The organism is Dyadobacter sp. HNCC25DJ183, assembly GCF_056895175.1.
The window spans coordinates 98,502-123,803 of the sequence record NZ_JBXHAP010000008.1 but is presented as its reverse complement, the minus strand read 5'-3'; the positions used below and the strand labels follow the sequence as shown (position 1 = coordinate 123,803).

Genomic DNA, 25,302 nt, shown 5'->3' with positions numbered 1-25,302 from the left:
GGGCGGAGGAGGTGTTGGGTTGGCATGTTATGGTTGGTTAAGCTGGTTTTGCAAGGGTTAGGTACAGGAACCTCCCGTTATAGTCGCCTTTTTCCCATCGATGGAATAGGTAGCGCCCGTCAATGCGGATAGTACTTTGAGAACGGTAGGCAAATCTTCTGCATTCAGGAAGGAAGCGGTGACGCGGCATTTGAGGATTTCGGGCTCGGTAAATGTAAGCTCGGTGCCGTAGTGATGCTCGATCAGCTCGCGGGCTTCTTCAAGTCTTATGTTGTCAAAAACCAGGTAGTTGTTTCGCCAGGCCAGTTCCCGCTCTGCGTTAATGCGCGTAGTCGTGAACTGATCATTTTCTACATTGACAGTAACCTGCTCGTCAGGTTTCAACTTCGTATAAACACGGTCATTACCTCCCACTTCCACGAGCCCGCGGGTAACTGTCACCTTCACTTCACCCGGCAGAACGCGAACATTGAATGCGGTCCCCAACACACGCGTCAGGATCTCTCCTGCCCTCACCTGAAAAACGCTTTTCGGATCATGCGCTACATCAAAGTAGGCTTCGCCCTTTAAGTTTACGGTACGGGTTCCCTTTGCGAACATCCCGGGAGAGTAGCTCAGCTCACTGCCTTCGTTCATGAGCACGCTGCTGCCATCGGGGAGGTTCAGGTATTGCTTTCCTTTAAAATTCAGCTGATCCGAATTCTCTGAATGGATTTCCGTGCGGGCAATGTTCTCATTGACGGGCACATTCCGGGCTGTAAGCCACCATACCGAACCCAGCAGGAGGATAGCCGCTGCTGCCCAGCTCCACCGGAATTGAAATGACTTTTGTTTTGCCGGGGTTGCACCCAGAATATTAACCAGGATTTCGGCCTGCACCTGGTCCGGCATGGATTCGGTGCCGGTTTCGAGGTTGTACTGCTCGTCTATCCATCTTTTGAATTGTGTCTCAAAACCATTCTCGGCAAGCCATCGCAGCTCCTCCTGCTCCGCCCCGGAAGCTTCGCGGGCAATATAGCGCGCCATCAAATAATCAAATCGCTGGGTTTGTCCGGGATCCGGTGTGTCCCGGCCGTCTGGTTCTTTTTCCATCAGAACAAAAAAATGATGATGTTCCGGCTTATTGTCCGGCTTATAAAATACATGTCCGCGAAAAGTGTCGCAGGGGGCACGCATTTTCAAAATAAATTGAGAATGGAATACATAATGAGGAAATCAGGGAATCCTGATCTTCTAATTCATCAAAAAAGGGGAAATAAAAGCCAGCATCTCAGCTTTTAAGAGGGGTTCCAGCCGGACGCGAATGAAACTGAGGATACGCTTCATGTGAGATTTGACGGCCAGACGCGTAAGGTTCAGCCGCTGCGCGATCTCCTCGTGGCTAAGTTCTTCCTGGCGTGCGAGCCGGTAAATTTCCTGTTGGTGAACAGGCAGCTTGCCGATTACTTCTTCTAAAAAGCATTCATATTCATGCTCCTGGATCAGCTGTTCGGTGGTGTTGGCCGATTGATTGAGGTAATTCAGCTCGCTGGCCAGGTTCGAGAATACGGTGTTTGAGCGATAAGCGTCGTAAACCTGCTTCCGCACCATTCCCCGCAGGTAACCGCCCAGGTTCAGGACTTCGGCCATTTTCTCACGACGGAGCCAGATGTCCATGAAAATATCCTGCACCACCTCTTCCGCAGCTTCTCGGGAGTCCAGAAATTTCAATGCGACCCGGTAAACCTTGGGGCTGTACTCCTGGAAGATTTGCACGAACGCCGACTCGTCACCCCGCGCCAGTGCAGCGAGGCTTTCTCTTTCGTCGAATAGGCTACCGGAATTCATGATTACCAATGATCGTGTCGCGTGACCTCAAATATATCTTTTGTTTTTACTTCTTTAGTGGATTGAGGATTAACTTAATAAAAAATTAAAACGTAGAATTTGTAATGCTGCAGTTTATAGTCAAGTCTGATTCGTTTTTGGTCAGATAGTGAGCAGTGATTTACCGATTGGGTGAATTACGATCGCTGTCTGACTTTAATAACTGACTGAGAATCCTCTTTCCGTCCTCATTGGCCGGGTTCAACTCAATTGATTTCCGGTACATCCGGATAGCGTCTTCCTTCTTCCCGGTGTCCCTCAACAGTTGGCCATAGCTGTCGTAAGTATTGAAACTTTCAGGGAAAATAAAGGTGGCCAGTTTAAAAACTTCGAGTGCCAACTCCCGATGGTTTGACATATCCGACATGTAAAAAAGATTATAGCCAAGCTCATTCATCTCTCCTTCATGTAAGTAGTACGTCAAAGTGTCCCCCTTGTTTGCATTGAAAAGCGCAGCAGCGTGGTTGATACCCTGTTTCACCAATGCTGTTCCATAAAGTGTCACCAATGATTTCCGGGTCCTGAATGGGAGCGGCGACTGGTTGTTTAACAATAGTAATGCTGATGTGATGAACCGCCCGAACTCGCTGCCAGCAGTATTGTCAAAGCCTATGATCGTCTGATTTTTGGCAAGGTTATGCAAGTAAAAAGTGGCAAGTCCGAATTTGAAACCGCCGTGACCGACAGATTTCCCAAACCTTTTCTGCTCAAAAATCTCCCAGCCTAAGCCATAAGTCATCGCGCCTTCACCAGCCATCGTATCCATTCCCTTGGAATAATATATCTGTCCATTGTTGAGTTTGACAGGCGTCATTGCTTCCTGCATAGTACCCGTTTTAAGAAGTTTCCCATCAAAATAAGCCTTGTCAAAGCGGAGCATATCTGTGACCGTACTGATTACACCGCCTTGACCTACTGTGCCGCTGTTATTATAAGTCAAGTACCGGAACCTTGACATTGAATCGACCAGGACGAACGAAGAATCGTAGCCAGGGTGCGGCTTCATGTGTGGATGCGCCGTGGGACGAGCAGCTTTTTTACTGCTCATCTCAGCGCCGCCGACATAGGTTTCATTCATTCCCGATGGTGTGAAAATATATTTTTGTAAATATGACTGAAACGGCATCCCACTCACTTTTTCCACCAAAAGGGCCAGAACATTATACTCGGTATTACAGTACCGGAATTCATCGCCAGGTTTGAAATACAAGCCCCGCTCCCATTTGTGCAGCTCCGGTAACACATTCCGGTTTGTAATAATTGTATCCGGGAATTGCCGTACCAGGTTTTCAAACAATTCCAGGTCCGGAAGGCCGGAGGTATGCGTCAACAAATGACGGATCCTGATGTCGCTGTACCGAAAGTCAGGCAGGTAGTTACTTACTGCGTCATCCAGATTAAAACCGCCCCTGTCTCTCAGTTGCAATACCGCAGTTGCAGTAATGACCTTTGATATCGAAGCCAGATTAAACTGAGTACCTGAGGTGTTTAGCACCTGCCTGCGGAAGTCTGAATAACCAGACGAAAAGTTGACAACCGGCTTTCCGTTTTGGGCCAGTAAAATGTTGCCATTATGTTGTTTGAGGTGGCCGAGTTCTTGAAAATAGGAATCAATCGGCTGGGATTGGACTAATGCAACTGCATTTACCAACCATAAAAGGGCTAAAAACAGGGGAAATTGTTTCATCATCGAACGTTTAAATTTCGGGCAAGGTAGGCGGCAGGTTTATCCGAAACCCCGAAAGTCGTTCAACAGGCAAAACACATCGACAAACAGGTAAGTCCCTGTCAGGTAGATAGGGTAAATTTATAATACCTTCGTTCCATGAAGAAAAGGCTCCTTTTATTCTCGGTAGCGTTCGTTGTTTTTTATGCGCTGCTTGGTCTCGCAAAGCAATTACCTGCCTTGGCACGCGGGTACTTTTCTGTTGGGAATGGCAGTCACAGCCTTTCCGAATGGGTACAGTTCACAGGCGACATTGGGATATATTATCTGCTGGCGCTAAGCGCTTACCTTTTGCTATTCAGGTACCATCCTGGAAAGCGTTACCTACCCCTGATCAGCGGACTGTTGCTGATCTGCATCATCAGTTTTTTCTGTGCGCTGTCCTGGACAAGGCTGTTTGAAGATGCCCCTGTGCGTATGACACGTTATTTCCAGCTGGTCATTTTTCCGATTGCAACACAGGTGGGCTTTGCAACCGTTTTTTATCTGGTCAGGTATTCCCAGTATAAAGAAGTGCAACAAGTAGCATTAGAATTGCAAAACCGCAAGACAGAATTGTCCTTACTACGCTCACAAATCAATCCGCACTTTCTGTTCAATCATTTAAATAACATTTACTCGCTTGTGTCTGAACAGAGTCCGCTTGCATTGCCGGCGATATCCGGATTGTCTGAGCTACTCCGGTACATGCTATACAACAGCGACGAAACGGTATTGTTAAGCACGGAAATCAACTATCTCGAAAAATATGTCGCGTTACAACAACTCCGTTTCGAGCATCCCTCAGAAATAGAAATTACCCGAAAAATCAGCAACGAAGAGGCCAGAATACCTCCATTCCTATTGATCCCATTCATAGAAAATGCATTTAAGCACGGGAAAGTAAGCGACGAAAAACGCTGGCTGAATATCGAGATCAGCAGTGACCCGGTCGGACTGGATTTCATTTGCAGCAATGCAATTGGAAGTCATCGAAAGGATGCGACCGGGGGCATTGGCATTCATAACGTAAAGCAGCGATTGAATTTGCTTTATACCGGACGTCACCGGTTAGATATCACAAGCAACGGGGACCTGTTTATCGTAAAACTGCAGTTACTGTATGGAGCATCATAACGTGCTGCGTTGCCTCGTCGTAGATGACGAGCACCCCGCTATCCGGTTGTTAGCAGGTTACATCAAAAGAACACCGGGTCTTCAACTTGTTCTGCAAACGACGAGCGCTAACCAGGCACTTGACGCTATTCAAAATGGATTGGCTGACCTGGTGTTCCTGGACATACAAATGCCGGAGATCACAGGCATTGATATCATGAGGTCTTTGAACAATAGCAAAATCAAAGTAATCATCACCACAGCTTATGCAGAATACGCTTTGAATGGATACGAATATGATGTGGTAGACTACCTTTTAAAGCCGATAACCTTTGAGCGCTTCCTTATTGGCATAGCCAAGGCAAAGCAGCGAATGGAATCGTCGGCAATGCCGCCTTGCTCCGGATATGTGCTTTTGAAAACAGAATACAAGACCCAGAAGGTGGATTACGAAACGATCCTTTACATCGAAGGCCTGGGCGATTACCTTGTTTTTTATCTCACAACTGGCAAACTTTTGACATTGGAGCGAATGAAGAATATGGAACAGATATTACCGGATAATTGCTTCGTCCGGATCCATAAGTCCTACATTGTTAACATCAGCAAAATCAACTATTTCGAAAAGTTAAAGATTGTAGTTGCAGGAAAACATCTGCCGGTTGGAGATACCTATAAAAGCGCCTTGCGAGTGAAGCTGGGTTGGCAATAAAAAGCTGAACTACCAAGCTGTATGGATTTGCCGGTGTTAACTGAGCGGTACATGCACTTACTTGGAAAACGTCCTTGGCAAACAACACTGCGGAAATCTTTGTGCAGAATTAACATTTAAAGTTCATAGTGTAAGATTTTGTGATTAGATTAATATCATGTTTAAGAACCCATTATAGTTAAATGACACGCAGGGATACTGCATGTTGATAAAGAATACGGTTATGGTGAATAAGTCTGGATCGGACAGGGAGCATGAAAGGTTGAAATTGGTCCGGTTTCTCCTGGAAACTGAGTTTGACAAAAAGAAGGAGTTTCAGGATATCGTTGAATTAGCTGCCAGCCTGTGTGAAAAGCCGGTGGCCCTCATAACGCTTCTGGATGAGCACCATAACTGGATCAAGGTACGGATCGGAGTGGACCACGAGGTAATGCCGCACGAAACTTCTTTCTGCCGGTATGCCATTGAGGAAGACGAGCTGATGATTGTCCCTGATGCAACCAAGGACTTGCGGTTTCATGAAAATGTACTGGTAAAGTTTGATCCTGGCGTTCGTTTTTATGCGGGTGTTCCCCTTGCGCTTAATAATGGGTACAAACTTGGCACGCTGTGCTTGTTCGATCTCAAACCCAATGATCTCAGCGAGATCCAGAAAACCGCACTTACAGTTCTGGCAAGACAGGTTGTATTTATGCTTGAACTGGAAATACGTGACAAGTTATTAAAGAAACAAATGGACGAAATCCAGTCAAAGAATGAGTCTCTGGTAAAAATCGCTTACATCCAGTCACATGATATAAGGCAGCCCTTAACCACGATCATGGCACTTGTGAGTCTTGTCAAAAATGGATATCAGGAAGTCGATGAAGAATGGATCGCGATGATGTCCCAGACTACTGATCTGCTGGATCAGCGGATTCGTGCTATTGTCACCGAGTCACTAGCTGAAAAAGACATCAAAGCGCTTCGTTTCAGCAAAATGGTCGAAGAAATTGAAGACTACGCGATCCTTCTCCTGGATAAGGAAGGGAATGTGGAAAACTGGAATAAGGGAGCTGAGATTTTAAAAGGCTATAAAGCGCACGAAGTCATTGGTAAAAATTTTAGTATATTCTACAGTGATGAGGATCTGGCGCTTCGGGTGCCACAGTTGCTGATCCAGCGGGTTACCGCGGTTGGCTCAGCAAAAACGGAAGGTTGGCGTCTTAGAAAAGATGGTTCCCGGTTCTGGGCAAGAATCGTGATTACTGCTATTCATGATGACTCCGGCGACGTAATCGGATTTACGAAGGTGACGCGGCTATTGCAATCCAAAGAACGTCTGGCAAAAAGCAATACACTGGCTTACTAGAACCATCAAGAATCATAAATTGAGCTTCAAGATACCTGCTGCATCACCTTATCCGGTGTAATAGGCAGCTGCCTGATCCGCTTTCCAGTCGCATTAAAAACCGCGTTGGCAACCGCCGCAGAAAAGCCGATTAACGCAATCTCACCCATTCCTTTCGCGCCCATCGGGTTGATGATCGGGTCGGGTTTATCAATGAAAATGGTTTCGATTGCGGGCACGTCGGCATGGACTGCTACGTGGTAATCCGCCAGGTTGTTGTTGACAAACCGACCAAATCGGTGATCAATGATCGCTTCCTCAGTCAGCGCCATCCCGATGCCGCCCGTTACGCCGCCGATCATTTGGCTGGCTGCTGTTTTTGGACTGATAATCCTGCCCGAATCAGCTACGCTGACGGCTTTGCTCACACGAACAGCACCTGTAAGTGCATTCACTTTAACCTTCACAAAATGCACGGAGAAAGAATACATCGAATATTTTTCCTGCTCGGCGCTCCCTTTCGAGTCGGCCGTTTGTGCGATAGAGGGCAAATTATTGGCTTTCATCAATTCTGCCACCGTCACCTTTTTTGAAGGATTGTTTGAGCTGAACACATTGCCATTTTCAATTGAAAGATCAGCGGCCTTACTGCCGGCAAGCGGTGCACCTGCCTTTGTCGCAAGTTCAAACAGCTCGTTTTTGATTTTGGTACAAGTATCAAAAACAGCAGAGCCTACCGCGGACACAATCGCCGAACCGCCCTGGCTTGGCGCTTTGGGTAACGACGTGTCGCCATACTCGACCTTGATGCGATCAAAAGGAATGTCCAGCACATTGTGTGCGATCATCGTCAAGGCTGTGCCCGTGCCCGGACCGATGTCGGTCACCGCACTTTGCACCACCAGCGATCCATCCGCATTAAGCACCACTCTGGCCGAAGCTTCCCATCTGAATGCATTAAAGACACCAGTGCTCATGCCATAACCGGCAAGCCAGTTGTCTTCTTTGCTGACGCCCGGCTCGTTTTTCCGGTCTTTCCAGCCGATAGCTTCGGCGCCGCGCTCGTAAGCTTCTTTTAAATGTTTGCTTGAATACGGCCGGTTGTGTTCGGGATCTGTTTCCGTATAATTTTTGATCCTAAACTCAATCGGGTCCATGTTTAGCTTGTGCGCCATTTCGTCCATGGCCGACTCCAATGCAAATGCACCTGTCGCTTCACCGGGACCGCGCATCCAGATGGGTACACTGCGGTCCAGGCGCACGAGGCGATAGCGCGTGCTTACATTCGGACAGTCATACATAAACTTCGTCATGTTGACAGTCGCTTCCGTGAAGTCTTCGTATTTAGCTGTTTCTGCTGTTGCCGCGTGATGAATGGAGATGAGTTTGCCATTTTTGTCCGCGCCCATTTGAATGGACTGCGCCGTGTAAGGACGGTGACCAACCATGGTAAACATCTGGCTGCGGTGCATCACCAGTTTCACGGGGCGACCTACCTTTTTGGCGATAGCCACAGTCGCGGTTTCCTGCGGCCAGGTGCGTAATCCCATTCCAAAGCCGCCTCCCATGAATTCGGTATGCACATGGATGTTTTTTGGATCCAGTTTGAATGCTTGCGCCATAGCCTGCTGGGTAGAATTGACGCCCTGCGTTTTGGCATAGATCATCAGCTGATCAGCGCCGGTCCAATGCACAACAATCCCATGCAATTCCATCGGATTATGGACTTCAATCGGAATGGTATATTCCGATTCCAGCTGGACAGGAGCGGATTCAAAAGCTTTTGCATTTCCGCGCGCGTAATCGCCACCCTTGGGTGTGATCTCGTCTTTTTTATGTTTGTCCAGATCCGTCCGTGCTGCCTGCTTGCTGTAAGTGGCTTTGACCAATGATGCCGCGTAGGTGGCGCGCTCGTAGGTATCAGCGACAACCATGGCAATCGGCTGCCCGTCGAACAGAATTTTCGGACTGCTGAGAATGCGGTATTTTTCTTCAGTATCCGGCTTGGGCGGTGGTCCGTCAGCCTGCTTGCTTGGCGGCGCATCCCAGCCCGGAATGGGCGGCATGTTCTGATGGGTAAATACGCCGAGCACGCCCGGAGCGCCTTGTGCTTTTTTAATATCAATATTAGTGACGGTCCCACGCGCGATCTCACTGCCTACAATGACACAATAGGTCATATTGGGAATGGCAAAATCAGCAAAGTATTTGGCTCCGCCGGTTACTTTCATTCGTCCGTCGATCCGGTCAAGCGGTGGATTTTTTTCGTTTTTCATGATCAGACGGTTTGCGTGGCGATTTGAAGTGCTTCGATGATGGCATTTGGAGCTAGGGTCAGTTTAAAATCATTTTCCCCGTAACCTTTTGCGCCTTGCATAGCCAAGGTGGCGGCTTGTTTGAAATTTTCAAGGGTTGCTTCCTTCCCTTTCAAATAAACCTCCGCTTCGGCGAGCCTCCACGGCTTATGTGCTACGCCGCCCATCGCCAGCCTGATATCCTGAATCGTCTTGCCCTTCATATCCGCAGCAACGCCCACTGACACCAGCGCAAATGCATAGGATGCGCGGTCGCGCACTTTGAGATAATGCGAATATTTGCTCATTTCATTTTTTGGAACATCTACTGAAAGAATCAGCTCTCCCGGAAGGAGCGTGTTATCTTTCTGTGGAGCATCGCCTGGCAGGCGGTGAAATTCGGCAAAAGGAATGCTGCGGTTCCCTTTTGGCCCCGTTACATTGACCGTCGCGTCCAGTGCAGCCAGCGCAATGCACATGTCGCTGGGGTGCACGGCGATGCATTTTTCGGAAGTCCCGAAGATCGCATGCATTCTGTTGACACCACCAATCGCACCACAGCCTGCGGGACCATTAAGCTGCCCTTTGAAAGGACCCGACTGCACCGGACTGCGTTTATTGCAAGGCATGGAATGATCATAAAAATACGGACAGCGTGTCCGCTGCATCATGTTGCCTCCTACGGTCGCCATGTTGCGAAGCTGGGCAGAAGCACCTGCATTCAAGGCCATGGATAGCAATGGGAAATGTTTTTTAATCAACGGGTGATCGGCAACCGCCGAGTTTTTTGCCATTGCTCCAATTCGGATACCTGAGGCGGTTTCTTCAATCGTGGCAAGGGGCAAACGGTTAATGTCAACGAGCCGCTCGGGAATGATAACCTCCCTTTTGACAAGATCGATCAGGTTTGTGCCACCGGCCAGAAAATAGGCGCCAGTTTCTTTTGAAACGGCCGATACTGCCGCCTGGGTCGTGTTTGCACGCGTGAATTGAAATGGGTTCATATCCGGCCTCCTTTCGATTTAACTTCCATGATCGCTTCCACAATGTTGGCGTACGCACCGCAGCGGCAGATATTTCCACTCATATATTCCCGCACTTCGTCGGGCGAATTGGCATGTCCTTCATTAATGCAGGCCACGGCCGACATGATTTGTCCAGGTGTGCAATAGCCGCATTGAAATCCATCGTGTTTGATAAATGCTTCCTGCATCGGATGCAGTTTGTCGACACTACCCAATCCCTCGATCGTTGTAACCTTGCTGCCTTCCGTGGTGAGTGCCAGCGTGAGGCAGGAATTGACGCGCTGCCCATCGACGTGCACCGTGCAAGCGCCGCACTGACCGTGGTCGCAGCCTTTTTTGGTGCCGGTAAGGTTTAATTGTTCGCGAAGTAAGTCCAGTAAAGTCACCCGCGGCTCCACCGATAATTGTTGCGCTACACCATTGATCTCCACGCGAAGCGGCTGCTGTTCAAATGCAACTGCCACTTTTTCGTCCAGCCCTCTCTCCACGGCGTGAACGGCGGCGGGCGGCGTCAGCGCGAAGGCAGCAAGCGCGGACGATTGTTTCAGGAATGCACGCCGCGATGCACCCGTGCTTTCCGGTTCGCCGGCATTATTTTCGTTCTCCATGGTGATCCTCGTGATATAAATACAGTGCTGCAGGTAATTGGGTAAATGTTATTGTACCCGTACTAAAATCATGCGAATGATCTCGGGTCCGTGATAATTCCCAGTCGCTATCTATTTAAACTACTCTTAATAGCTTATCCAGCGTAACAGGATAATCTCTAACCCTGATGCCGGTCGCATTATAAACTGCATTGGCCACGGCTGCTGCCACACCAACAATGCCCAGCTCACCAATTCCCTTCGCTTTCATCGGCGACATCGTAGGGTCAAGATCTTCCAACAGGATTACTTCCTGGTGCGGGATGTCTGCATGAACAGGCACTTCGTAGCCTGCCAGGTCATGATTTACAAAAAAGCCTACCTTCTTGTCCACAACCATTTCCTCCATTAATGCTGCGCCTACGCCCATCGTCATCGCGCCGATTATCTGGCTGCGCGCCGCCTTTGGATTCAAAATCCTGCCTGCGTGGCACACTGCCAACATTCTTCTTACACGGATTTCATAGGTAAATGCATTCACGCCCACTTCCACAAAATGCGCCCCGAATGTATCCTGCGCGTATTCTTTGGAAAGTTCGCCATAGGTCATTGTATCCTCGGCGACAAGCTCCCCGCCTTTGGCAGCCTCAATTAAGGCAGCACTTTTATCACCAAGAATAATACGACCATCCGAAAACCGTGCTTTTTCCACATCGAAACCAAGCTTACCGGCTACTGCCTCCCTCAGTTTGATGCAGGCCGCATACACGCCGGAAGTGGAAGATGCTGCTCCCCACTGCCCGCCTGACCCTGATGACTCGGGGAAAGACGAGTCGCCAAGCTTCACCTGAACCTGATCAATCCCGACGCCCATCATTTCTGCGGCTGTCTGGGCGATAATGGTATAGGTGCCGGTGCCGATGTCGGTCATATCGGTTTCCACAGTGATCCTGCCGTTGCTATCCAGCCGTACACGTGCAGCGGATTTAGTAATGGGAGCACCCCGCATCGCTGCGGCCACGCCCATCCCGATGAGCCAGTCCCCTTCCTTGATTGCACCCGGCTTGGCATTTCGGCGCTCCCATCCAGATTTCTTAGCTCCCTCGCGCAGGCATTCAACCAGTTTACGGGTCGAAAACTTGCGTCCCGGTTTCTCGGGATCTTCCTGTGTATCATTTTTGATCCGGAACTCGACCGGGTCCATTTGCAGCTTTTCAGCCATTTCGTCCATCGCTATTTCCAGTGCCATCATACCCGATGCCTCTCCCGGTGCCCGCATGGCGCTGCCCTCAGCAAGATGCAAAACGGCCAGCCGGAGCCTGGTAAGCCTGTTGGCACCCGCATATAATATCCTGGTTGATGCAGTAGCAGATTCGGTCATGCCCCCTGGCAGATTACCCGACCAGCTTTCATGACCTATCGCCGTAATAGTGCCGTCGGGATTTGCCCCGATCCTGATCCGCTGAATGGTTTTAGGCCTGTGAATGGTGTTATTGAACATCAAAGGACGCTGCAATGTCAGCTTTACCGGCCGGCCAGCAGCACGGGCCGCTAGGCTTGCAGCCACAAGATCTGAAAGCACTGTACCCTTCCCGCCGAAACCACCGCCGATGTAAGCTGAGATAAGCCGCACATTTTCTTTGGGTATACCTAATATGAAAGCTAGGTCGCGTACGCCCCAGTTAATCTGCTGAATGGTACACCAGCATGTCAGCTTATCACCCTCCCATTTTGCAATGGTGGCGTGAGGCTCCATCATCGCATGTGCCTGGTCAGGTGTGGAATAAGATCGATCTATTTTTACCTCAGCTGTTTTGAATGCTCCGTCAAAGTCGCCTGTGCGGGATTCACCCGGAGGCGTGTATGGGCCTGGGTTAGGAGGCTGGGCACCCTCTTTTGAAGCTTCCAGATCATAATTGCCAGCTTGTTTTTTGTATTCAACCTTCAAAAGCGCGGCTGCTGACCGTGCCTGTTCGAAAGTTTCAGCCACGACGATAGCCACCGCCTGGTGATAATGGTCGACCTGCGGCCCGGCCAGAAAACGGCTGACGTAAAACTTTCCAGCCTGCAATGGACCGGCATTCGCAGCGGTGACAATTGCCAACACACCTGGCGCAGCTTTGGCCGCAGCCTGATCGATGCGCGTAATGGTCCCACGCGCAATGGCCGCACCTAAGATATAGCCGTAAGCAGGATTAGTAACCTCCTCATTGTATTCATAGGCATATTTGGCCGTGCCGGTTGTTTTCAAAGGGCCTTCAATGCGGTCGGTTGGCTTGCCAACGACCTTTAACTGATCGATGGGGTTTTGCCCTGCTGGTTTGTCGAATTTCATATCAGCTTTTCCCTTCTTTTAAGACCAGTGCAATAGTGCGTTCTACCAAATTGACTTTGAATTCATTCTCCTTAGTGGGCCTGGCGCCTTCCATCAGTTTTGCAGAAAATGGCTTGGCGCCCGATGGTAACAGACTTTCTGCCCCGGGAACACGCCAGGGTTTTGGAGCAATGCCGCCAACGGCAATCCTGCCAGTCCCATCTTTAAATAAAATGGCAGCAACCGAAACCAGTGCGAATGCATAGGAAGCCCGGTCACGGACTTTATGATAGATATGTGTGCCTCCGGCCGGAGCAGGCAGCACCACGGAAGTGATAAGCTCATTTTTTTCCAGCGTGGTTTCCAGATGCGGCGTTTTCCCCGGTAAACGATAAAGCTGCGAAATGGGAACCTGCCGGGTCTTGCCAGCTGGGTTAATGGTTTCAACCGTCGCATCCAACGCCGTCATAGCCACGGCCATATCGCCGGGATAGGTGGCAATGCAGGCATCGCTGCTGCCTATAACAGCTAGTTGCCGACTGAAACCGGCAATGGCTGCGCAACCGCTTCCGGGCACCCGCTTGTTACATGGCTGATTGGTATCATAGAAATAAGGGCACCGCGTGCGCTGCAAAAGATTGCCCGCCGTCGTCGCCTTATTACGAAGCTGACCCGAAGCGCCAGCGACCAATGCCCTGGATAAAATGCCGTAATCTTTGCGGATAAGCGGGTCTGCCGCAAGGTCGGTGTTGGTGACGAGTGCGCCTATTCTTACGCCGCCATTGGCTGTCGGTTCAATTTTATCCAGTCCAATACGGCCGATGTCGATCAGGTGGGTGGGCGTTTCGATCTGTAATTTCATCAGGTCGAGCAGGTTTGTGCCGCCGGCTAGAAATTTAGCACCTGGTTTAGCAGCAATGGCTGCGGCCGCCTCGACTGGCGTAGTCACGCGCTGGTATGTGAATGATTTCATCGGATGGAATGTCTTTGGTGAAAATGATGCATTAGGTTTTACCCGCTATGCGCCCGCAACTTCTGCTGCTGCCTCGGCAATGTTGGAGTATGCGCCGCACCGGCAGATATTCCCGCTCATCCGTTCCCTGAATTCTTCATTGGTAAAAGCAACTTTCGAATTCAAATCGGCACTGGCATGACTGGGGATGCCTGCCTTTATCTCTTCCAGAACAGCCACGGCCGAACAGATCTGTCCAGGCGTGCAATAACCGCATTGGTATCCGTCATGCTTGATGAATGCAGATTGCATCGGATGAAGCTTTTCCGGTGTGCCCAGCCCCTCGATGGTTGTGATCGAATCATTTTCATGCTGTAATGCAAGCGAAAGACAGGAATTGATACGCTTGCCATTGACAAGCACCGTGCAAGCACCGCACTGTCCATGATCACAACCTTTTTTGGTGCCTGTCAGGTGCAAATGTTCCCGGAGTGAATCCAGCAATGTTGTCCGGGTATCGATTTCCAGTTTCTGGACCTTTCCGTTCACGGTGAACGATACCTCAGCTGAAACAACAGGTGTAACGGCCTGCGGCTCCGGCCCCGCCTCTACTCCGGTGACCTTGGTAATAGCCAGCGTGGTAACTGCAATTGCAGTCCCGGCCAGCATTTCGCGCCGGCTGATGTGGCCTGCTGAATTTTCTTCTTTCATAGTTTCGCCCTTTTGCGTATAACTTGTTGAACTACAATAACTATACCGTGTAAAAGTAAGCTAAGTCATAGTCACAAAATCGTGATCATTCTGCACTCTTTTGATATACCCAATATAAGCTGACACGATTGAGGAGAATGTAGGATATCAAACAATTCCTTATGAATATCAAACTGTCCGAAAGGCATATCCGCATCGTCCAGCTGGCGGATCGCGGAAGCGATCGCCATAAACAGATTTCCTCTATATCCAGGCTCCCGCGAGGCCTCCTTCATTGTAGTCGGTCAGGAGGCCCCTCCGGAGCCCTTTTTCATATCTTGTGCGATGTTTCTATAAACAGGAAGCCCCTCTGGGGCTACAAAGGCGATGCAAAAAAGGCGAAATAAATATTCCAAAACCTGGCTCCGGAGGAGCCCCCTACATCCTATCTTGTGCGATTTCGTGATAGACTGGAAGCCCCTCTGGGGCTACAAAGGCGAGGTATCGCTTCGTTAAAAAGCGACTCTGACAACTCCACCCCTTCCCTATTCCATTTCAAAGCGGACTGAAACCGAACCTTTGCCGACAGCCGCAGCAAAACCGGATGGATTGTCTATTTTCCCTAGCCTGGTATAGCTGTACGGTGTCGGAAATGACTCGTAAAAAAGCACCAGCGTGAAGGATCCGTAAAGCATCAGATCACCGGCTGCGATGTTGCGCGGGTTGGAAGCTTTGGTTGGCAAGGCGCTGCCGAAATTGTAAAGCTTTTCATTGCCATTCAACTCGGTCATGTTCACTGTCATTGGAAGTCTTGCTTTGAAGGCCGTAACGGTCGGGCTCGAAACCAGCGTGGCATTGAATGTTCTTGAACCAATGATGATTTTCAATCGGTTGCCGGAAGAGTCCACGTCAGTGCTGTCGATGCCGGGGCTATCCTGACCGGGGCTTTCCAGCCCGGTGTCGTTATTGCGGTTCGGGTCCATGCTACCGTTTGAATTACATGCCATGATCGCCAGGATAAATACCAGTAAAGGGTACAGGATTGCTCTTGATTGTTTCATGTGCTTTCTGCGTTTTAATACTTCAAATCTAGCGGGAATCCCACTGCTGAATCCAATGGAAATCAACCGGTATACTATGGATATCAAACAATGCTGACCAAAGCACGTCGCAAGATGAATCAGGATCGCACCGAAGATGGCACAGTGCCGGTGAGTCTTTTAAAATAGTTGTTGAAATACGCAGGATACTCAAATCCAAGCGCATAGCCAATTTCGGCAATGGTCCAATCGGTATGGATGAGAAGCGCTTTTGCCTCCATAATGATCCTTTCTGCAATGTGGGCGCTGGTCGGTCTGCCTGTAATTTCTTTCACAGACCGGTTCAAATGATTCACATGCACCGAGAGCCGGTTAGCAAATTCCTGGGCCGTTTTAAACTGCATGGGCTGATCGATACTTTCAATTGGAAATTGTCTTTCCAAAAGGTCAAAAAACAAAGAAGCCGTACGCTCGGCCGCATTTTTATGTTTAAAGAAATTCTCAGCGGGCTGCATTTTCAATGCTTCGTGAATGAGCAGGTTGATGTAGTTACGCATCAGATCATGCTTGAACAAGTAGTCTGTCGCATCTTCGGCGATCATCTTCTGAAATATCGAAGCAATGAAGTCCCGCTGCTCCTCAGATAATGTAAAAATGGGCGTCCCTCCTATTTTGAATAACGGGCTTTCCTGCAGGCTTTCCGAACGTTCATTGACCTTCAAAAAACCTTCCGAAAACAAACAGGTGTACCCGGTATATTCCTCCGAAATGATCTCCCAGGAGTATGGGATATGCGGGTTACCGAAGAATAAAGTCTTTGCATCGATCTCAATTCCGCGGTCGGCGTACTGCACAATACTGCGACCTGTAACCAGGCAGATTTTATAAAAATCTTTCCGGTTGTAAGTCCTGACCACATTTTCACCAGCTTTGATTTCAAAAACCTTGAATCCCTGGTTTCTGAGCTCAGCACCAAATTCGGATACAGGTGCAACGTTACGATCTTTCATATTTTTAGCGCATTTTTCCCTGGCTTCAAAGGGACGGTTTTACCCTTCCAAACGAAGCTCCCCGAGGTTTTTTCCGGAAGATTGATCTCTGCTTGCATCGCGCCTTGCTGCACTTGATAGTTCACCGAAATAACGCCGTTCGGGTGCGGCATCTCCCCGCTGATACTTGTGATCGAACCCAAATGAGGTGTTATTTTCACTTTTGCAAAACCTGCCGCATCGCTGTCAATCCCCAAAACCGTCCTGAAAAATTCAATGTTAGGGCTCGATCCCCACGCATGGCAATCCGAGCGCGACGTGGGCGTCGCCAATGTATTGCAACTGATCATAATATGGACAATCCATATAGGTCTCAAATGCGCAAAGCCGGGCAGTACGCCAGCCGATTTCGCTTTTTGCTCGAAAGGATAGCCCGTGAAAGTGCCGTAAATGTCATCGATCACCAGGGGATCCGCCCTGATCTCGACCACCAGCTGGATGTAGCGATATGTCCGCCAGCTCAACGGCGTGTATTGCTGGAAACAAAAAGCCATCAACTGCTAAACTTTACCGAATGATCTCCATATAGGCAGTTTCTTGGCGAAGCGGTTGTTGATGACATCACATTTCGTGTCAATGCGCATCAAATATTGTCAGCTTGGCTTGAATTTGTTTTATACATTTTACTGTTTCATTTACCAGTTTTACCGATTAAGGCAAAGTGACAATGTCGCGGATAATTACACGTAAATTTGATTTTCATTTTACGATCTCACTCACTAAAATCACCGGGCTGATATTCGTGTAGTTTGCAAAATCGGCGCGGATCGCATCCCTTTTTGGCGCCAGCGCAGCTTGATACTCACTCAGGCTTTTTACGTAGAATGTACCGATGGCCATAAATGGCAGCGGTTGATTTGGAATGCCACTGGCAAGTCCCTTTTCAATTGTGTATTTAATCAAATTTGACCCCAAAAAGCCGGCGACCATCGGCATGTGTTTCGTTTCATAATACGCCATATCGAAAGTTTTGCCTTCGGCATAAGGGTACATAACAAGGATCTTAATTGTGCCCTTTGAAGCAGGGCCTTCATTCTGATTTTCCTGACTGAATGCAGCGAAACATTTGAGCAAAAGAAAAAGTGAGAAAGTGAATCTTAGCTTCATATCATTGATTTTAAGTGTTAACCGGCAACCCTGCCCTTTTTATACAAGTTTATTAACCTTAAACCATATTTCATACTTTCAAACAGGCAACTCGTCGCATTTACATATTAAGCGGTATGTAGCAATATTTTCTTTGCAGCTAACCACCAAATTAATATTATGAGTATAGCACTGAATGTAATGTAGGGTTTGCTGGATAAGAAAATGGGTGATAGATTAAATGCGTGCCGCTTTTTGTAAAGTAGCCTGAAACTCTGAAACATCACCTGCCGAATAGTACCGCTTCATTTTGGCACTAAAAACGCCCAGTCCACTTTTGGAGCCGATCCAGATATTGCCCGCCGCGTCGCTTTGTAAGGAGGTTGGTTTGAGTGTTGCGGGATATTGAATGATGCCGGGGTTGGTTTCAAAGCTGTTTTCTGCAGCATTATAAACCAAAATCTTCTCCCCGTGAATGATCAGAAAAACGTGTCCTTTCCCATCCTTTTTTAATTTGTAAGCATATCGGGGAATCTCGATCCAGCCGCAGGGATGGACGCGGGATGAAAAGTCAGATGGCCGGTATCAAACCGCCCGATCTGATCTCCCATCAAATCGATCTCCCGGAACATGAATGCAACCACAACATGCATTTTTAACAGCCTCCACTTCTGGGTATGGCGTAAATCACATTGCCGGAAACAGACAGGTTGAAGACTTTGTCCTGTATAGCCGGAAGTAAAAGCTTCCACGTTTTTCCCTTGTCTGAGGATCTGTAAATGCCAGCCGGGTGACCGCAGAACAGGTATTCCCCAACCTGCGTTATCGAGGCGACCTCCATACTTGGCGGAAGCTCGGCATCGATAGGCTGCCAGGTTTTACCGCCGTCATAAGATGTCCGTACTCTTCTTGTCTCCGTTTCAGTATTGAAGGTGATCGCGGCAAATCCGCCTTTGATGCGTTCTATAGCAATGCCCACCCCGCCTTCATTAATCACATTCACCCAATTTTCACCACCATCTACCGATCGGATAATGCCTTTCTGGCTGGTTGCCAACAACACACCATCCGACGCAACCAGTTTCATCGCCCAGCCTCCGTCATAGACCCGCTCCCAGGATTTTCCATTGTCATCAGATTTAAAAAGGCCTTTATCGCAACCGACAAAAACAGTGTCCCCGGCTTCAAAAACAGTGCGGACGTTCTTGCCCGGAAAACCCGTGTAGATCGGCTGCCATAAATCTGTTCCGTTTACTTTTTGTGAAAACTGCCCGCCATAGTTAAATGCAAGCACTCCATTTTTACCAGGAACAATACTCGCACGGTTGACCGGAACAGTCTCCCTTTTCCAAAAAGAAGTCCCGGAATTTGGTTTGCGGTAATACAATTCATTTGCAGTGCGCAGATAGATTCCATTCTCATTGGCAATGAAACCATCCTTCGGAAATCCGTTTGCGGTCGCATTTACAGGCAGCCCTGCACTAATGTCCTGCCAGGTTTTGCCGCCATCAGAAGATTTAAAGATGATGTTTGCAGCTACCACCTTATTCAGCTTTTCATGGCTCTCCGTAAGTGGGGCTGACTTTGGAGATTTAGAAGCCTGATAAAAGGCAAACGAGAATAAAACAAGGAGAACGAACGGTAGGCGATGGATTTTCATGACTGAAATGATTTGATAGATGATAGCTAAAAATTGTTTTTACTTCACATATCCAAATGTAGCCGCCTGCTTATCCGTGCTTGTAAATCAATTGTAAAACCTTGTCCGGCAATTGTAAAAAGAAATGTAAACGCGTGTAAATTCAGCTTTTCCCCGGAATGCTGCCGGAATCGTTGAGCCAGACAACCTTTTGTTCCGAAGTATGTGCCTTTCCAATGATTTCGCTGTATAAATCTGGTTTGCGTGCATTGATGTATCTGCTTCCTCCGGCGGCATTTATTTTCTCCGGTGAAAGTGTCGCTATTGCAATAGCATCACCCAATTCCCGGCATTCGGCGACGATGTCTCCAAAAGGGTCTACGATCATTGAACACCCATTTTTAAGTTGGTCATCGTCCATTCCGATCGGGTTCGAAAAGAAGGCGTAGACCGCATTGTCGTAAGCTCTCGCCGGCAACCATTTCATTAGCCAGCCACGCCCTTTAAGCCCGTCAAATTCCTGACGCAATGTAGTAGGATCAGACTCCCTGTTCAGCCACAAAGCCGGATCGACAAAGCCAGCGCCCGGGCGGGAAGAAGGTGTGCACATGGTTACATGCGGCATAAAAATGATATCAGCTCCCAGCAATTTGGTTGCCCGTACATTTTCGATAATGTTGTTGTCATAACAGATCAGTATCCCGCATTTCCATCCAAATAAATCAAAGACAACATACTCATTGCCCGGAGTAAGGTGAGGGTTGATGAAAGGGTGCAGTTTCCGGAATTTGGCCACAAGTCCGTCCGCATTAACACACACGTATGCCTTGTACATATTGTCCTCAGCGTCCTTTTCAAACAAGCCGGCCAAAATGGTAATGTTATTGGCGCGAGAGATTTCAGTTAGCCTTTGAATACTCGGACCATCGGGGATGATTTCGGAGATTTCAAGCAGCTGTTCGCGGGATAACTTTCGCGCAAAGGTATAGCCCGTTACCGAGCATTCATGAAAGGCGATCACGGTGGCACCTTCTTGTGCGGCTTTTGCGGAAAGCCTGTTGATCATTTCGAGATTATAAGATTTGTCTCCGCTGCGGTTCTCGAACTGGGCAGTCGCAACCTTTAAATTTTCCATGTCTTTTACATCAATGTTGAATGCTGCAAAGCTAGACCGACGCAAACTTTGAAGATTGTACAAAACCGACACTCATATATGCATTTCTAAAAAGTTGGCAGCCAGCAAATGAGCATTCGCTATATAATCGCCCGGAGTAAGCCCTGAAATATTTTTCATAACCCGAATGGAATGCGCCTGGTCAAAAAAACCGGATTCATAAACCAGACCTGTGTAATTCGACGGCCTGTTTTGCCGGAGTAACCTCAGGAAATGCTGCACCTTGATTATGCCTGCAAATTTTTTGGCCGGGTAGCCGATGTTATCTTGAAAAACGCGCTCCAATTTCCTTTCACTAATTTGCAGCGACGACAAGAGCGCACTGACCGGCACGTCACCATTCCGCTGCTGAATCAATTTGACGGCCTGAATAGCATAATGGCTCACCGGCTTGAAATTCGAAAGCTTCCCCAGAAAAAAATCTTCCACAACCCTGATTTTCCCATTGCAATCCGAAGCATTGCATATCCGATCAAACACATCGCCGGCCTCCTGCTGGTAAACGGATTCGAGGTCAACGATCTGGTCTACCATATTGTTAGCCTGCATTTTCAACATGGAAGAAAAGGCGAAAGGATGAAACACGGCAACCAGGAGCCCGATTCTGCCTGTGGCAGTCATATCCTGATACTGGCGAAATGGCCCGTACATGAAACAAGCTGGAAGCAATGCAGCCGGCTTGCCATCTTGCCTGATCAGAATGGGATCTTTATAGTTGAAAACCATGCCGGTATTGCCGTCCGAAAACATTCGCAGGTTCCGGTTCGCCGCAACATCGCTGTCAATGATCAAAAAGTGTTTGATCAATTGGGAAAGTGCGGTAGTTGCTGGACGTTGCATGTTAAACTGCTTTACTAAGTGCAGATCAAAGATGTTAAATCCTACTTGATAATCTTCACCAATTCTTCGTCGGCTTGCTTTAAATAGAAAGCAATGAATGTCAGCGGCTGCTCCGAAGATTCATTGTCAAAGTGCAGGACAACCTTGTCTTTGGGTTCGTAAAAGGCTTCCCCGGCTTCAATGATGCGTTTTTCTTCTCCCTCCATTTGAAACAGCACCCGGCCGGAAGACACATACCCCACCACTGCACAAGGATGGCTGTGCCTGGGCGCTCTCTGGCCCGCCGCCATTGTAACTTCGTTGACCTCCACCTTGGATAGTTGCTGACTGGTCAGCATAACGTCCAGCAATGCTTTGCGCGTCGGCCCGGTTTGAGCCATACCTGATAAGTACGACATATGAACAAGAAAGATTATCGCAATGAATGACAGGTAAGTTTTCAGGCGATAACAAAGCAAAATAACCTGTGTTCGCATGTTACTGTTGTTTTAGTACGTTGCAAAATTGGGATACACAAGAGTCAGACGTGTTGGTATTTACCAAGATTGGTGTGTAAGACGCAGCCTAAAAGTAGTATGCGGCAACAGCGGATCAAACAAGTCCTTGTGCAAGCATTGCGTCGGCTACCCGTACAAAGCCTCCTATATTGGCGCCCTGCATGTAGCTCATCCGACCGTCGGGCTTACGTCCGTACCGCAGGCATGTGGAGTGGATATTTAATATGATATCCTGTAATTTCTTGTCTACCTCGTCGCGCGACCACGATAAGCGGAGTGAATTTTGCGACATTTCCAGTCCTGAAACTGCCACACCACCCGCATTCGCCGCCTTTCCGGGCGCATAAAGAATATCATTGTTTTCAAATACCTCGATAGCTTCCGGCGTACAAGGCATATTGGCACCTTCCGCCACGCAAAAACAGCCGTTTTTAATCAGCAGACGGGCATCATCTGCGTCAAGTTCGTTCTGGGTAGCATTAGGCAGGGCAATATCACATGGAACCTCCCAAGGCTTCCTCCCGGCTACAAACTCACATCCGAACTTATCGGCATACGAATTGATCCGGCCCCGCTCTTCATTTTTCAGGTGCATGATGTAGGCAAACTTATCAGCGTCAATGCCCTGTTCATCGTAAATGTATCCCGATGAATCAGACAACGTCAGTACCTTGGCACCGTGTTCGATGCACTTTTCAAGGGTATATTGTGCTACATTCCCGGACCCGGAAATGACAACTCTTTTTCCCTTGATGCTGTCGTTACGCTGTTTCAGCATTTGTTCCACAAAATACACCACCCCATAACCGGTAGCTTCCGGGCGGATCAGGCTTCCGCCATAGCTGGCGCCTTTTCCCGTCAATACTCCCGTGAACTCGTTTTTCAGGCGCTTGTATTGGCCAAACAAAAACCCGATTTCTCTGGCTCCTACGCCGATATCTCCTGCCGGTACATCATTATCTGAACTGATATGACGGAAAAGCTCTGTCATAAAGCTCTGGCAAAAGAACATCACCTCCCGGTCGGAACGTCCTTTTGGGTCAAAGTCAGCCCCGCCTTTACCACCACCCATTGGAAGCTGAGTTAAGCTATTCTTAAAAATTTGCTCGAATGCAAGGAATTTAAGCGTGCCCAGATTGACGGAAGGATGAAAACGAAGTCCACCTTTGTAAGGGCCGATTGCGCTGTTCATCTGAACACGATAACCCCGGTTAACCTCCACCTCTCCAAGATCATTCATCCAGGGAACCCTGAAAATGATGACGCGCTCAGGCTCTGCCATACGGTCGAGAATCTTCGCATTCTGGTATTGTGGTTTATTCTCAATGAAAGGAATAATTGTTTCAGCTACCTCTCTGACAGCCTGGTGGAATTCGTTTTCACCCGGATTTCGCTTTACGATCCGGTCCATAAAGGATTGTACTGAAGTCACTGTTTCGGTGGTTGGTGAATAACTGGTAAAAGTGGTGGCTTTTGTATGAAATGACATTCCCGCTTTAACAATCGCAATCAAATCCGCCTTTTTTGTGAACGTGATCGCATCAGGGAATTGCGCACCAGAATGAACAAAGGTAAGAAATCGTCGCTATTGCGAGTCGCTGCAGATACTGACCAATAATTATTCACATTTTTCTTAAAGAAAATCCAGAATCCATTAAGGGGTATTTTTCTAAAAGTTGTCTTGTATATAATAGACCGATTCAAAGAAAAAATTGTCCTGCCTCTTATGACTGATAATCTGCCACAAAATTCCTCCGGGGAGAACGATGAGTCGGACAATGTAATGAATGTGGGGCGCACACCGGCTCAGACGGACGGTCCTGTTGACAGTGAATGGATGATCCGCAACGGTTTTGCAAAAAGTCCGAAACATGGTTTTGAATTGCTGTTCAAGCGCTATCACAAGGTACTTTGCAGCCACGCGGCCCGCTTCGTATATTCAGATGCGGTAGCGCAGGACATTGTCAGCGAGGTTTTTTGCAAACTTTGGAAATCAAGGTCTTACGAAAACATCACCACCTCCTACCGGTTTTACCTGTTCCGCTCGGTGAGAAACGAGGCTTACAACTACATCAGGCTGGAATTTCAGCCAACCGAACAGCTGGAAGCAGCGGCCGGGCACGTATCTGGCAGTGGTCAGCTGCCCGATATGATCACGCAGTATGAAGAGATCCTGCACCATGTGGAGCGCCTGGTGCAAAGCCTTCCGCCTCAGTGCCGTAAGATATTCCTGATGAGCCGCTTTGAAGAAAAAAAGTATCAGGAGATCGCAGACGAGCTGGGCATTTCCATCAAAACGGTAGAAGTACACATCAGCCGGGCGCTGCTTTCCCTGCGCCAGGGCTTAAAAGAACATTGGATTTGATATGAAACCAACCATCAGCAAGCGGCTCATATTCGACCATTTTGCAAACAGAACATCTCCCCTGCAGCGCACGGCCATTGAAAACTGGCTGACAGACAGGCATAACGAAGAACTTTACTATGAGTGGCTTGAAGAATGGGAACGAAACCATCTTCAATACGACGCGCCAAGCGAGACTGCGCTGGAAAATTTTTTTTCAATTGTTGAACAAGAAGAACTTGCCTCTCCTGAGGAGCGCACCAGCTTCCGTGAGAAACTGGCAAACTGGACGCATTACAATGCAGGGAAAATCGCCGCCGTAATAGCTATTGCATTAGGATTAGCCTGGTACAACCGGGACACGATCACCTATGTTTCCTACAAAACAGGCTATGGTGAGATTGAGATATTCGAGCTTAGCGACGGCAGCAAAGTAAAACTGAATGGGAACTCGGTATTAAAGCTTTCACGCTGGAATTTTGGAGATAAAAAAAGGGAGGTATTCCTGAAAGGTGACGCAAGTTTTGAAGTGAAACATCTTAAAAATCACCAGAAATTCATCGTTAATACGCCCGAAAACTTCGCCGTGGAGGTACTGGGCACCGAATTCACGATGTCGGCCCGGAAGTTTGGCTCCAAAGTGGTGCTGAACAACGGAAAGGTTAAACTGCATTACAAGGAAGCCACAAATGAAAAAGAGCTCATTATGAAACCCGGCGATGTAGTGAAGCTCAAGAAAGACCGGCCAATGGAGAAAACCCGCACCGAAGCGCCTGAGACCTATTCGGAATGGGAAAACAAACGGTTCGTGTTTGACGAGACAACCCTGGAAGAGATGGGTTACCAGCTCCATGAAACGTACGGACTTGACGTGAAATTCAGCAGCCAGACAATCGCCAACCGGCAGCTGATGGGATCATTTAAAGGACGTACCATTGATGAATTTTTACAATCCATCGCGGAAGTACTCGACCTCTCGGTCACCCGCGAGAACAACAAAGTGCTTTTTACAGACCACTGAAGTACGGCGGCCGGTGCTGAT

Annotated in this window: 26 protein-coding genes; 5 read left to right on the top strand and 21 right to left on the bottom strand. The window is 48.4% G+C overall.

The annotated features are described in order from the left end of the window. Positions 1-57 precede the first annotated feature (57 nt). The 3 genes from AC1XTG_RS20330 to AC1XTG_RS20320 form a co-directional block, all read right to left on the bottom strand. Positions 58-1,092, bottom strand: a complete 1,035-nt coding sequence (locus AC1XTG_RS20330; protein WP_484843212.1) for a FecR family protein — start codon at positions 1,090-1,092, stop codon at positions 58-60. A 141-nt stretch (positions 1,093-1,233) separates the two neighbouring features. Continuing rightward, positions 1,234-1,827, bottom strand: coding sequence for an RNA polymerase sigma factor (locus tag AC1XTG_RS20325; protein ID WP_056284255.1), 594 nt, complete (start codon positions 1,825-1,827; stop codon positions 1,234-1,236). A 160-nt stretch (positions 1,828-1,987) separates the two neighbouring features. Next, positions 1,988-3,553 (bottom strand): serine hydrolase, encoded by a 1,566-nt coding sequence (locus AC1XTG_RS20320; protein ID WP_484843211.1) that lies wholly within the window; start codon positions 3,551-3,553, stop codon positions 1,988-1,990. 138 nt (positions 3,554-3,691) lie between these two features. On the opposite strand from AC1XTG_RS20320, the gene AC1XTG_RS20315 reads away from it, so the two are divergent. The 3 genes from AC1XTG_RS20315 (at position 3,692) to AC1XTG_RS20305 (ending at position 6,750) form a co-directional block, all read left to right on the top strand. Next, positions 3,692-4,708: a sensor histidine kinase gene (locus AC1XTG_RS20315; protein ID WP_484843210.1), complete on the top strand. Its 1,017-nt coding sequence runs from the start codon at positions 3,692-3,694 to the stop codon at positions 4,706-4,708. Beyond that, positions 4,695-5,399, top strand: a complete 705-nt coding sequence (locus AC1XTG_RS20310) for a LytR/AlgR family response regulator transcription factor (protein ID WP_484843209.1) — start codon at positions 4,695-4,697, stop codon at positions 5,397-5,399. The genes AC1XTG_RS20315 and AC1XTG_RS20310 overlap by 14 nt, the downstream gene beginning before the upstream one ends. Positions 5,400-5,622: 223 nt before the next feature. After that, positions 5,623-6,750 (top strand): PAS domain S-box protein, encoded by a 1,128-nt coding sequence (locus tag AC1XTG_RS20305; RefSeq protein WP_484843208.1) that lies wholly within the window; start codon positions 5,623-5,625, stop codon positions 6,748-6,750. Between the two features lie 26 nt (positions 6,751-6,776). Here AC1XTG_RS20305 and AC1XTG_RS20300 read toward each other — a convergent pair whose 3' ends face one another. The 18 genes from AC1XTG_RS20300 to gdhA form a co-directional block, all read right to left on the bottom strand. Then, positions 6,777-9,005, bottom strand: coding sequence for a xanthine dehydrogenase family protein molybdopterin-binding subunit (locus tag AC1XTG_RS20300; RefSeq protein ID WP_484843207.1), 2,229 nt, complete (start codon positions 9,003-9,005; stop codon positions 6,777-6,779). 2 nt (positions 9,006-9,007) lie between these two features. Beyond that, positions 9,008-10,027: an FAD binding domain-containing protein gene (locus AC1XTG_RS20295; RefSeq protein WP_056284276.1), complete on the bottom strand. Its 1,020-nt coding sequence runs from the start codon at positions 10,025-10,027 to the stop codon at positions 9,008-9,010. Then, on the bottom strand, positions 10,024-10,656 hold the full coding sequence (locus tag AC1XTG_RS20290; protein WP_056284279.1) for a (2Fe-2S)-binding protein: 633 nt from the start codon (positions 10,654-10,656) through the stop codon (positions 10,024-10,026). The genes AC1XTG_RS20295 and AC1XTG_RS20290 overlap by 4 nt, the downstream gene beginning before the upstream one ends. A gap of 115 nt (positions 10,657-10,771) precedes the next feature. Beyond that, complete coding sequence (gene paoC / locus AC1XTG_RS20285) at positions 10,772-12,970, bottom strand: aldehyde oxidoreductase molybdenum-binding subunit PaoC (RefSeq protein WP_484843206.1); 2,199 nt, start codon at positions 12,968-12,970, stop codon at positions 10,772-10,774. A gap of 1 nt (position 12,971) precedes the next feature. Beyond that, complete coding sequence (locus AC1XTG_RS20280) at positions 12,972-13,922, bottom strand: FAD binding domain-containing protein (RefSeq protein WP_484843205.1); 951 nt, start codon at positions 13,920-13,922, stop codon at positions 12,972-12,974. Positions 13,923-13,967: 45 nt separating this feature from the next. Then, positions 13,968-14,612, bottom strand: coding sequence for an aldehyde dehydrogenase iron-sulfur subunit PaoA (gene paoA / locus AC1XTG_RS20275; RefSeq protein WP_484843204.1), 645 nt, complete (start codon positions 14,610-14,612; stop codon positions 13,968-13,970). A gap of 71 nt (positions 14,613-14,683) precedes the next feature. Beyond that, positions 14,684-14,887, bottom strand: coding sequence for a hypothetical protein (locus AC1XTG_RS20270; protein ID WP_157474704.1), 204 nt, complete (start codon positions 14,885-14,887; stop codon positions 14,684-14,686). A gap of 249 nt (positions 14,888-15,136) precedes the next feature. Beyond that, positions 15,137-15,652 carry a cyclophilin-like fold protein gene (locus AC1XTG_RS20265; protein ID WP_056284292.1) on the bottom strand — a complete coding sequence of 172 codons (516 nt, stop codon included), beginning with the start codon at positions 15,650-15,652 and terminating at the stop codon, positions 15,137-15,139. Positions 15,653-15,771: 119 nt separating this feature from the next. Beyond that, positions 15,772-16,641: a helix-turn-helix domain-containing protein gene (locus tag AC1XTG_RS20260; protein ID WP_056284295.1), complete on the bottom strand. Its 870-nt coding sequence runs from the start codon at positions 16,639-16,641 to the stop codon at positions 15,772-15,774. Continuing rightward, positions 16,638-17,174: an alpha-L-rhamnosidase C-terminal domain-containing protein gene (locus tag AC1XTG_RS20255; protein WP_484843203.1), complete on the bottom strand. Its 537-nt coding sequence runs from the start codon at positions 17,172-17,174 to the stop codon at positions 16,638-16,640. The genes AC1XTG_RS20260 and AC1XTG_RS20255 overlap by 4 nt, the downstream gene beginning before the upstream one ends. 205 nt (positions 17,175-17,379) lie before the next feature. Further along, positions 17,380-17,787, bottom strand: coding sequence for an EthD family reductase (locus tag AC1XTG_RS20250; protein ID WP_082489183.1), 408 nt, complete (start codon positions 17,785-17,787; stop codon positions 17,380-17,382). A gap of 216 nt (positions 17,788-18,003) precedes the next feature. Beyond that, positions 18,004-18,225, bottom strand: a complete 222-nt coding sequence (locus tag AC1XTG_RS20245; protein WP_484843202.1) for a hypothetical protein — start codon at positions 18,223-18,225, stop codon at positions 18,004-18,006. Positions 18,226-18,275: 50 nt separating this feature from the next. After that, positions 18,276-18,419 carry a hypothetical protein gene (locus AC1XTG_RS20240; protein ID WP_484843201.1) on the bottom strand — a complete coding sequence of 48 codons (144 nt, stop codon included), beginning with the start codon at positions 18,417-18,419 and terminating at the stop codon, positions 18,276-18,278. A gap of 2 nt (positions 18,420-18,421) precedes the next feature. Continuing rightward, positions 18,422-19,426 carry a WD40/YVTN/BNR-like repeat-containing protein gene (locus AC1XTG_RS20235; protein WP_484843200.1) on the bottom strand — a complete coding sequence of 335 codons (1,005 nt, stop codon included), beginning with the start codon at positions 19,424-19,426 and terminating at the stop codon, positions 18,422-18,424. Between the two features lie 142 nt (positions 19,427-19,568). Continuing rightward, a complete protein-coding gene (locus AC1XTG_RS20230; RefSeq protein ID WP_484843199.1) occupies positions 19,569-20,540 on the bottom strand; it encodes a nitrilase family protein in 972 nt (323 codons plus the stop codon). 72 nt (positions 20,541-20,612) lie between these two features. Continuing rightward, complete coding sequence (locus AC1XTG_RS20225) at positions 20,613-21,419, bottom strand: AraC family transcriptional regulator (RefSeq protein WP_484843198.1); 807 nt, start codon at positions 21,417-21,419, stop codon at positions 20,613-20,615. A gap of 41 nt (positions 21,420-21,460) precedes the next feature. Continuing rightward, positions 21,461-21,895: a cupin domain-containing protein gene (locus AC1XTG_RS20220; RefSeq protein ID WP_484843197.1), complete on the bottom strand. Its 435-nt coding sequence runs from the start codon at positions 21,893-21,895 to the stop codon at positions 21,461-21,463. A 115-nt stretch (positions 21,896-22,010) separates the two neighbouring features. After that, entirely contained in the window at positions 22,011-23,327 is a 1,317-nt protein-coding gene (gene gdhA, locus AC1XTG_RS20215) for an NADP-specific glutamate dehydrogenase (RefSeq protein WP_056286368.1), read from the bottom strand. Positions 23,328-23,642: 315 nt separating this feature from the next. Here gdhA and AC1XTG_RS20210 point away from each other — a divergent pair, with 315 nt between their 5' ends. After that, the gene (locus AC1XTG_RS20210; RefSeq protein WP_056284312.1) at positions 23,643-24,281 is read left to right on the top strand and encodes an RNA polymerase sigma-70 factor; all 639 of its coding nucleotides are present in this window, start codon (positions 23,643-23,645) and stop codon (positions 24,279-24,281) included. Position 24,282: 1 nt separating this feature from the next. Beyond that, entirely contained in the window at positions 24,283-25,281 is a 999-nt protein-coding gene (locus tag AC1XTG_RS20205; protein ID WP_484843196.1) for a FecR family protein, read from the top strand. The last annotated feature ends 21 nt before the right edge of the window (positions 25,282-25,302 follow it).

Excerpts from the sequence above, each read along its gene's own strand:
- AC1XTG_RS20330 (WP_484843212.1), bottom strand. The coding sequence starts at position 1,092 with ATGGAAAAAGAACCAGACGGCCGGGACACACCGGATCCCGGACAAACC.
- AC1XTG_RS20325 (WP_056284255.1), bottom strand. The coding sequence starts at position 1,827 with ATGAATTCCGGTAGCCTATTCGACGAAAGAGAAAGCCTCGCTGCACTG.
- AC1XTG_RS20250 (WP_082489183.1), bottom strand. The coding sequence starts at position 17,787 with ATGAAGCTAAGATTCACTTTCTCACTTTTTCTTTTGCTCAAATGTTTC.
- AC1XTG_RS20265 (WP_056284292.1), bottom strand. The coding sequence starts at position 15,652 with ATGAAACAATCAAGAGCAATCCTGTACCCTTTACTGGTATTTATCCTG.
- AC1XTG_RS20300 (WP_484843207.1), bottom strand. The coding sequence starts at position 9,005 with ATGAAAAACGAAAAAAATCCACCGCTTGACCGGATCGACGGACGAATG.
- paoA (WP_484843204.1), bottom strand. The coding sequence starts at position 14,612 with ATGAAAGAAGAAAATTCAGCAGGCCACATCAGCCGGCGCGAAATGCTG.
- AC1XTG_RS20320 (WP_484843211.1), bottom strand. The coding sequence starts at position 3,553 with ATGAAACAATTTCCCCTGTTTTTAGCCCTTTTATGGTTGGTAAATGCA.
- AC1XTG_RS20315 (WP_484843210.1), top strand. The coding sequence starts at position 3,692 with ATGAAGAAAAGGCTCCTTTTATTCTCGGTAGCGTTCGTTGTTTTTTAT.
- AC1XTG_RS20220 (WP_484843197.1), bottom strand. The coding sequence starts at position 21,895 with ATGCGAACACAGGTTATTTTGCTTTGTTATCGCCTGAAAACTTACCTG.
- AC1XTG_RS20260 (WP_056284295.1), bottom strand. The coding sequence starts at position 16,641 with ATGAAAGATCGTAACGTTGCACCTGTATCCGAATTTGGTGCTGAGCTC.
- AC1XTG_RS20205 (WP_484843196.1), top strand. The coding sequence starts at position 24,283 with ATGAAACCAACCATCAGCAAGCGGCTCATATTCGACCATTTTGCAAAC.
- AC1XTG_RS20210 (WP_056284312.1), top strand. The coding sequence starts at position 23,643 with ATGACTGATAATCTGCCACAAAATTCCTCCGGGGAGAACGATGAGTCG.
- AC1XTG_RS20255 (WP_484843203.1), bottom strand. The coding sequence starts at position 17,174 with ATGGCTTTTTGTTTCCAGCAATACACGCCGTTGAGCTGGCGGACATAT.
- AC1XTG_RS20225 (WP_484843198.1), bottom strand. The coding sequence starts at position 21,419 with ATGCAACGTCCAGCAACTACCGCACTTTCCCAATTGATCAAACACTTT.
- AC1XTG_RS20310 (WP_484843209.1), top strand. The coding sequence starts at position 4,695 with ATGGAGCATCATAACGTGCTGCGTTGCCTCGTCGTAGATGACGAGCAC.
- AC1XTG_RS20305 (WP_484843208.1), top strand. The coding sequence starts at position 5,623 with ATGGTGAATAAGTCTGGATCGGACAGGGAGCATGAAAGGTTGAAATTG.
- AC1XTG_RS20295 (WP_056284276.1), bottom strand. The coding sequence starts at position 10,027 with ATGAACCCATTTCAATTCACGCGTGCAAACACGACCCAGGCGGCAGTA.
- AC1XTG_RS20235 (WP_484843200.1), bottom strand. The coding sequence starts at position 19,426 with ATGAAAATCCATCGCCTACCGTTCGTTCTCCTTGTTTTATTCTCGTTT.
- AC1XTG_RS20290 (WP_056284279.1), bottom strand. The coding sequence starts at position 10,656 with ATGGAGAACGAAAATAATGCCGGCGAACCGGAAAGCACGGGTGCATCG.
- AC1XTG_RS20240 (WP_484843201.1), bottom strand. The coding sequence starts at position 18,419 with ATGCATGTTGTGGTTGCATTCATGTTCCGGGAGATCGATTTGATGGGA.
- AC1XTG_RS20230 (WP_484843199.1), bottom strand. The coding sequence starts at position 20,540 with ATGGAAAATTTAAAGGTTGCGACTGCCCAGTTCGAGAACCGCAGCGGA.
- paoC (WP_484843206.1), bottom strand. The coding sequence starts at position 12,970 with ATGAAATTCGACAAACCAGCAGGGCAAAACCCCATCGATCAGTTAAAG.
- AC1XTG_RS20280 (WP_484843205.1), bottom strand. The coding sequence starts at position 13,922 with ATGAAATCATTCACATACCAGCGCGTGACTACGCCAGTCGAGGCGGCC.
- AC1XTG_RS20270 (WP_157474704.1), bottom strand. The coding sequence starts at position 14,887 with ATGAAGGAGGCCTCGCGGGAGCCTGGATATAGAGGAAATCTGTTTATG.
- gdhA (WP_056286368.1), bottom strand. The coding sequence starts at position 23,327 with ATGGACCGGATCGTAAAGCGAAATCCGGGTGAAAACGAATTCCACCAG.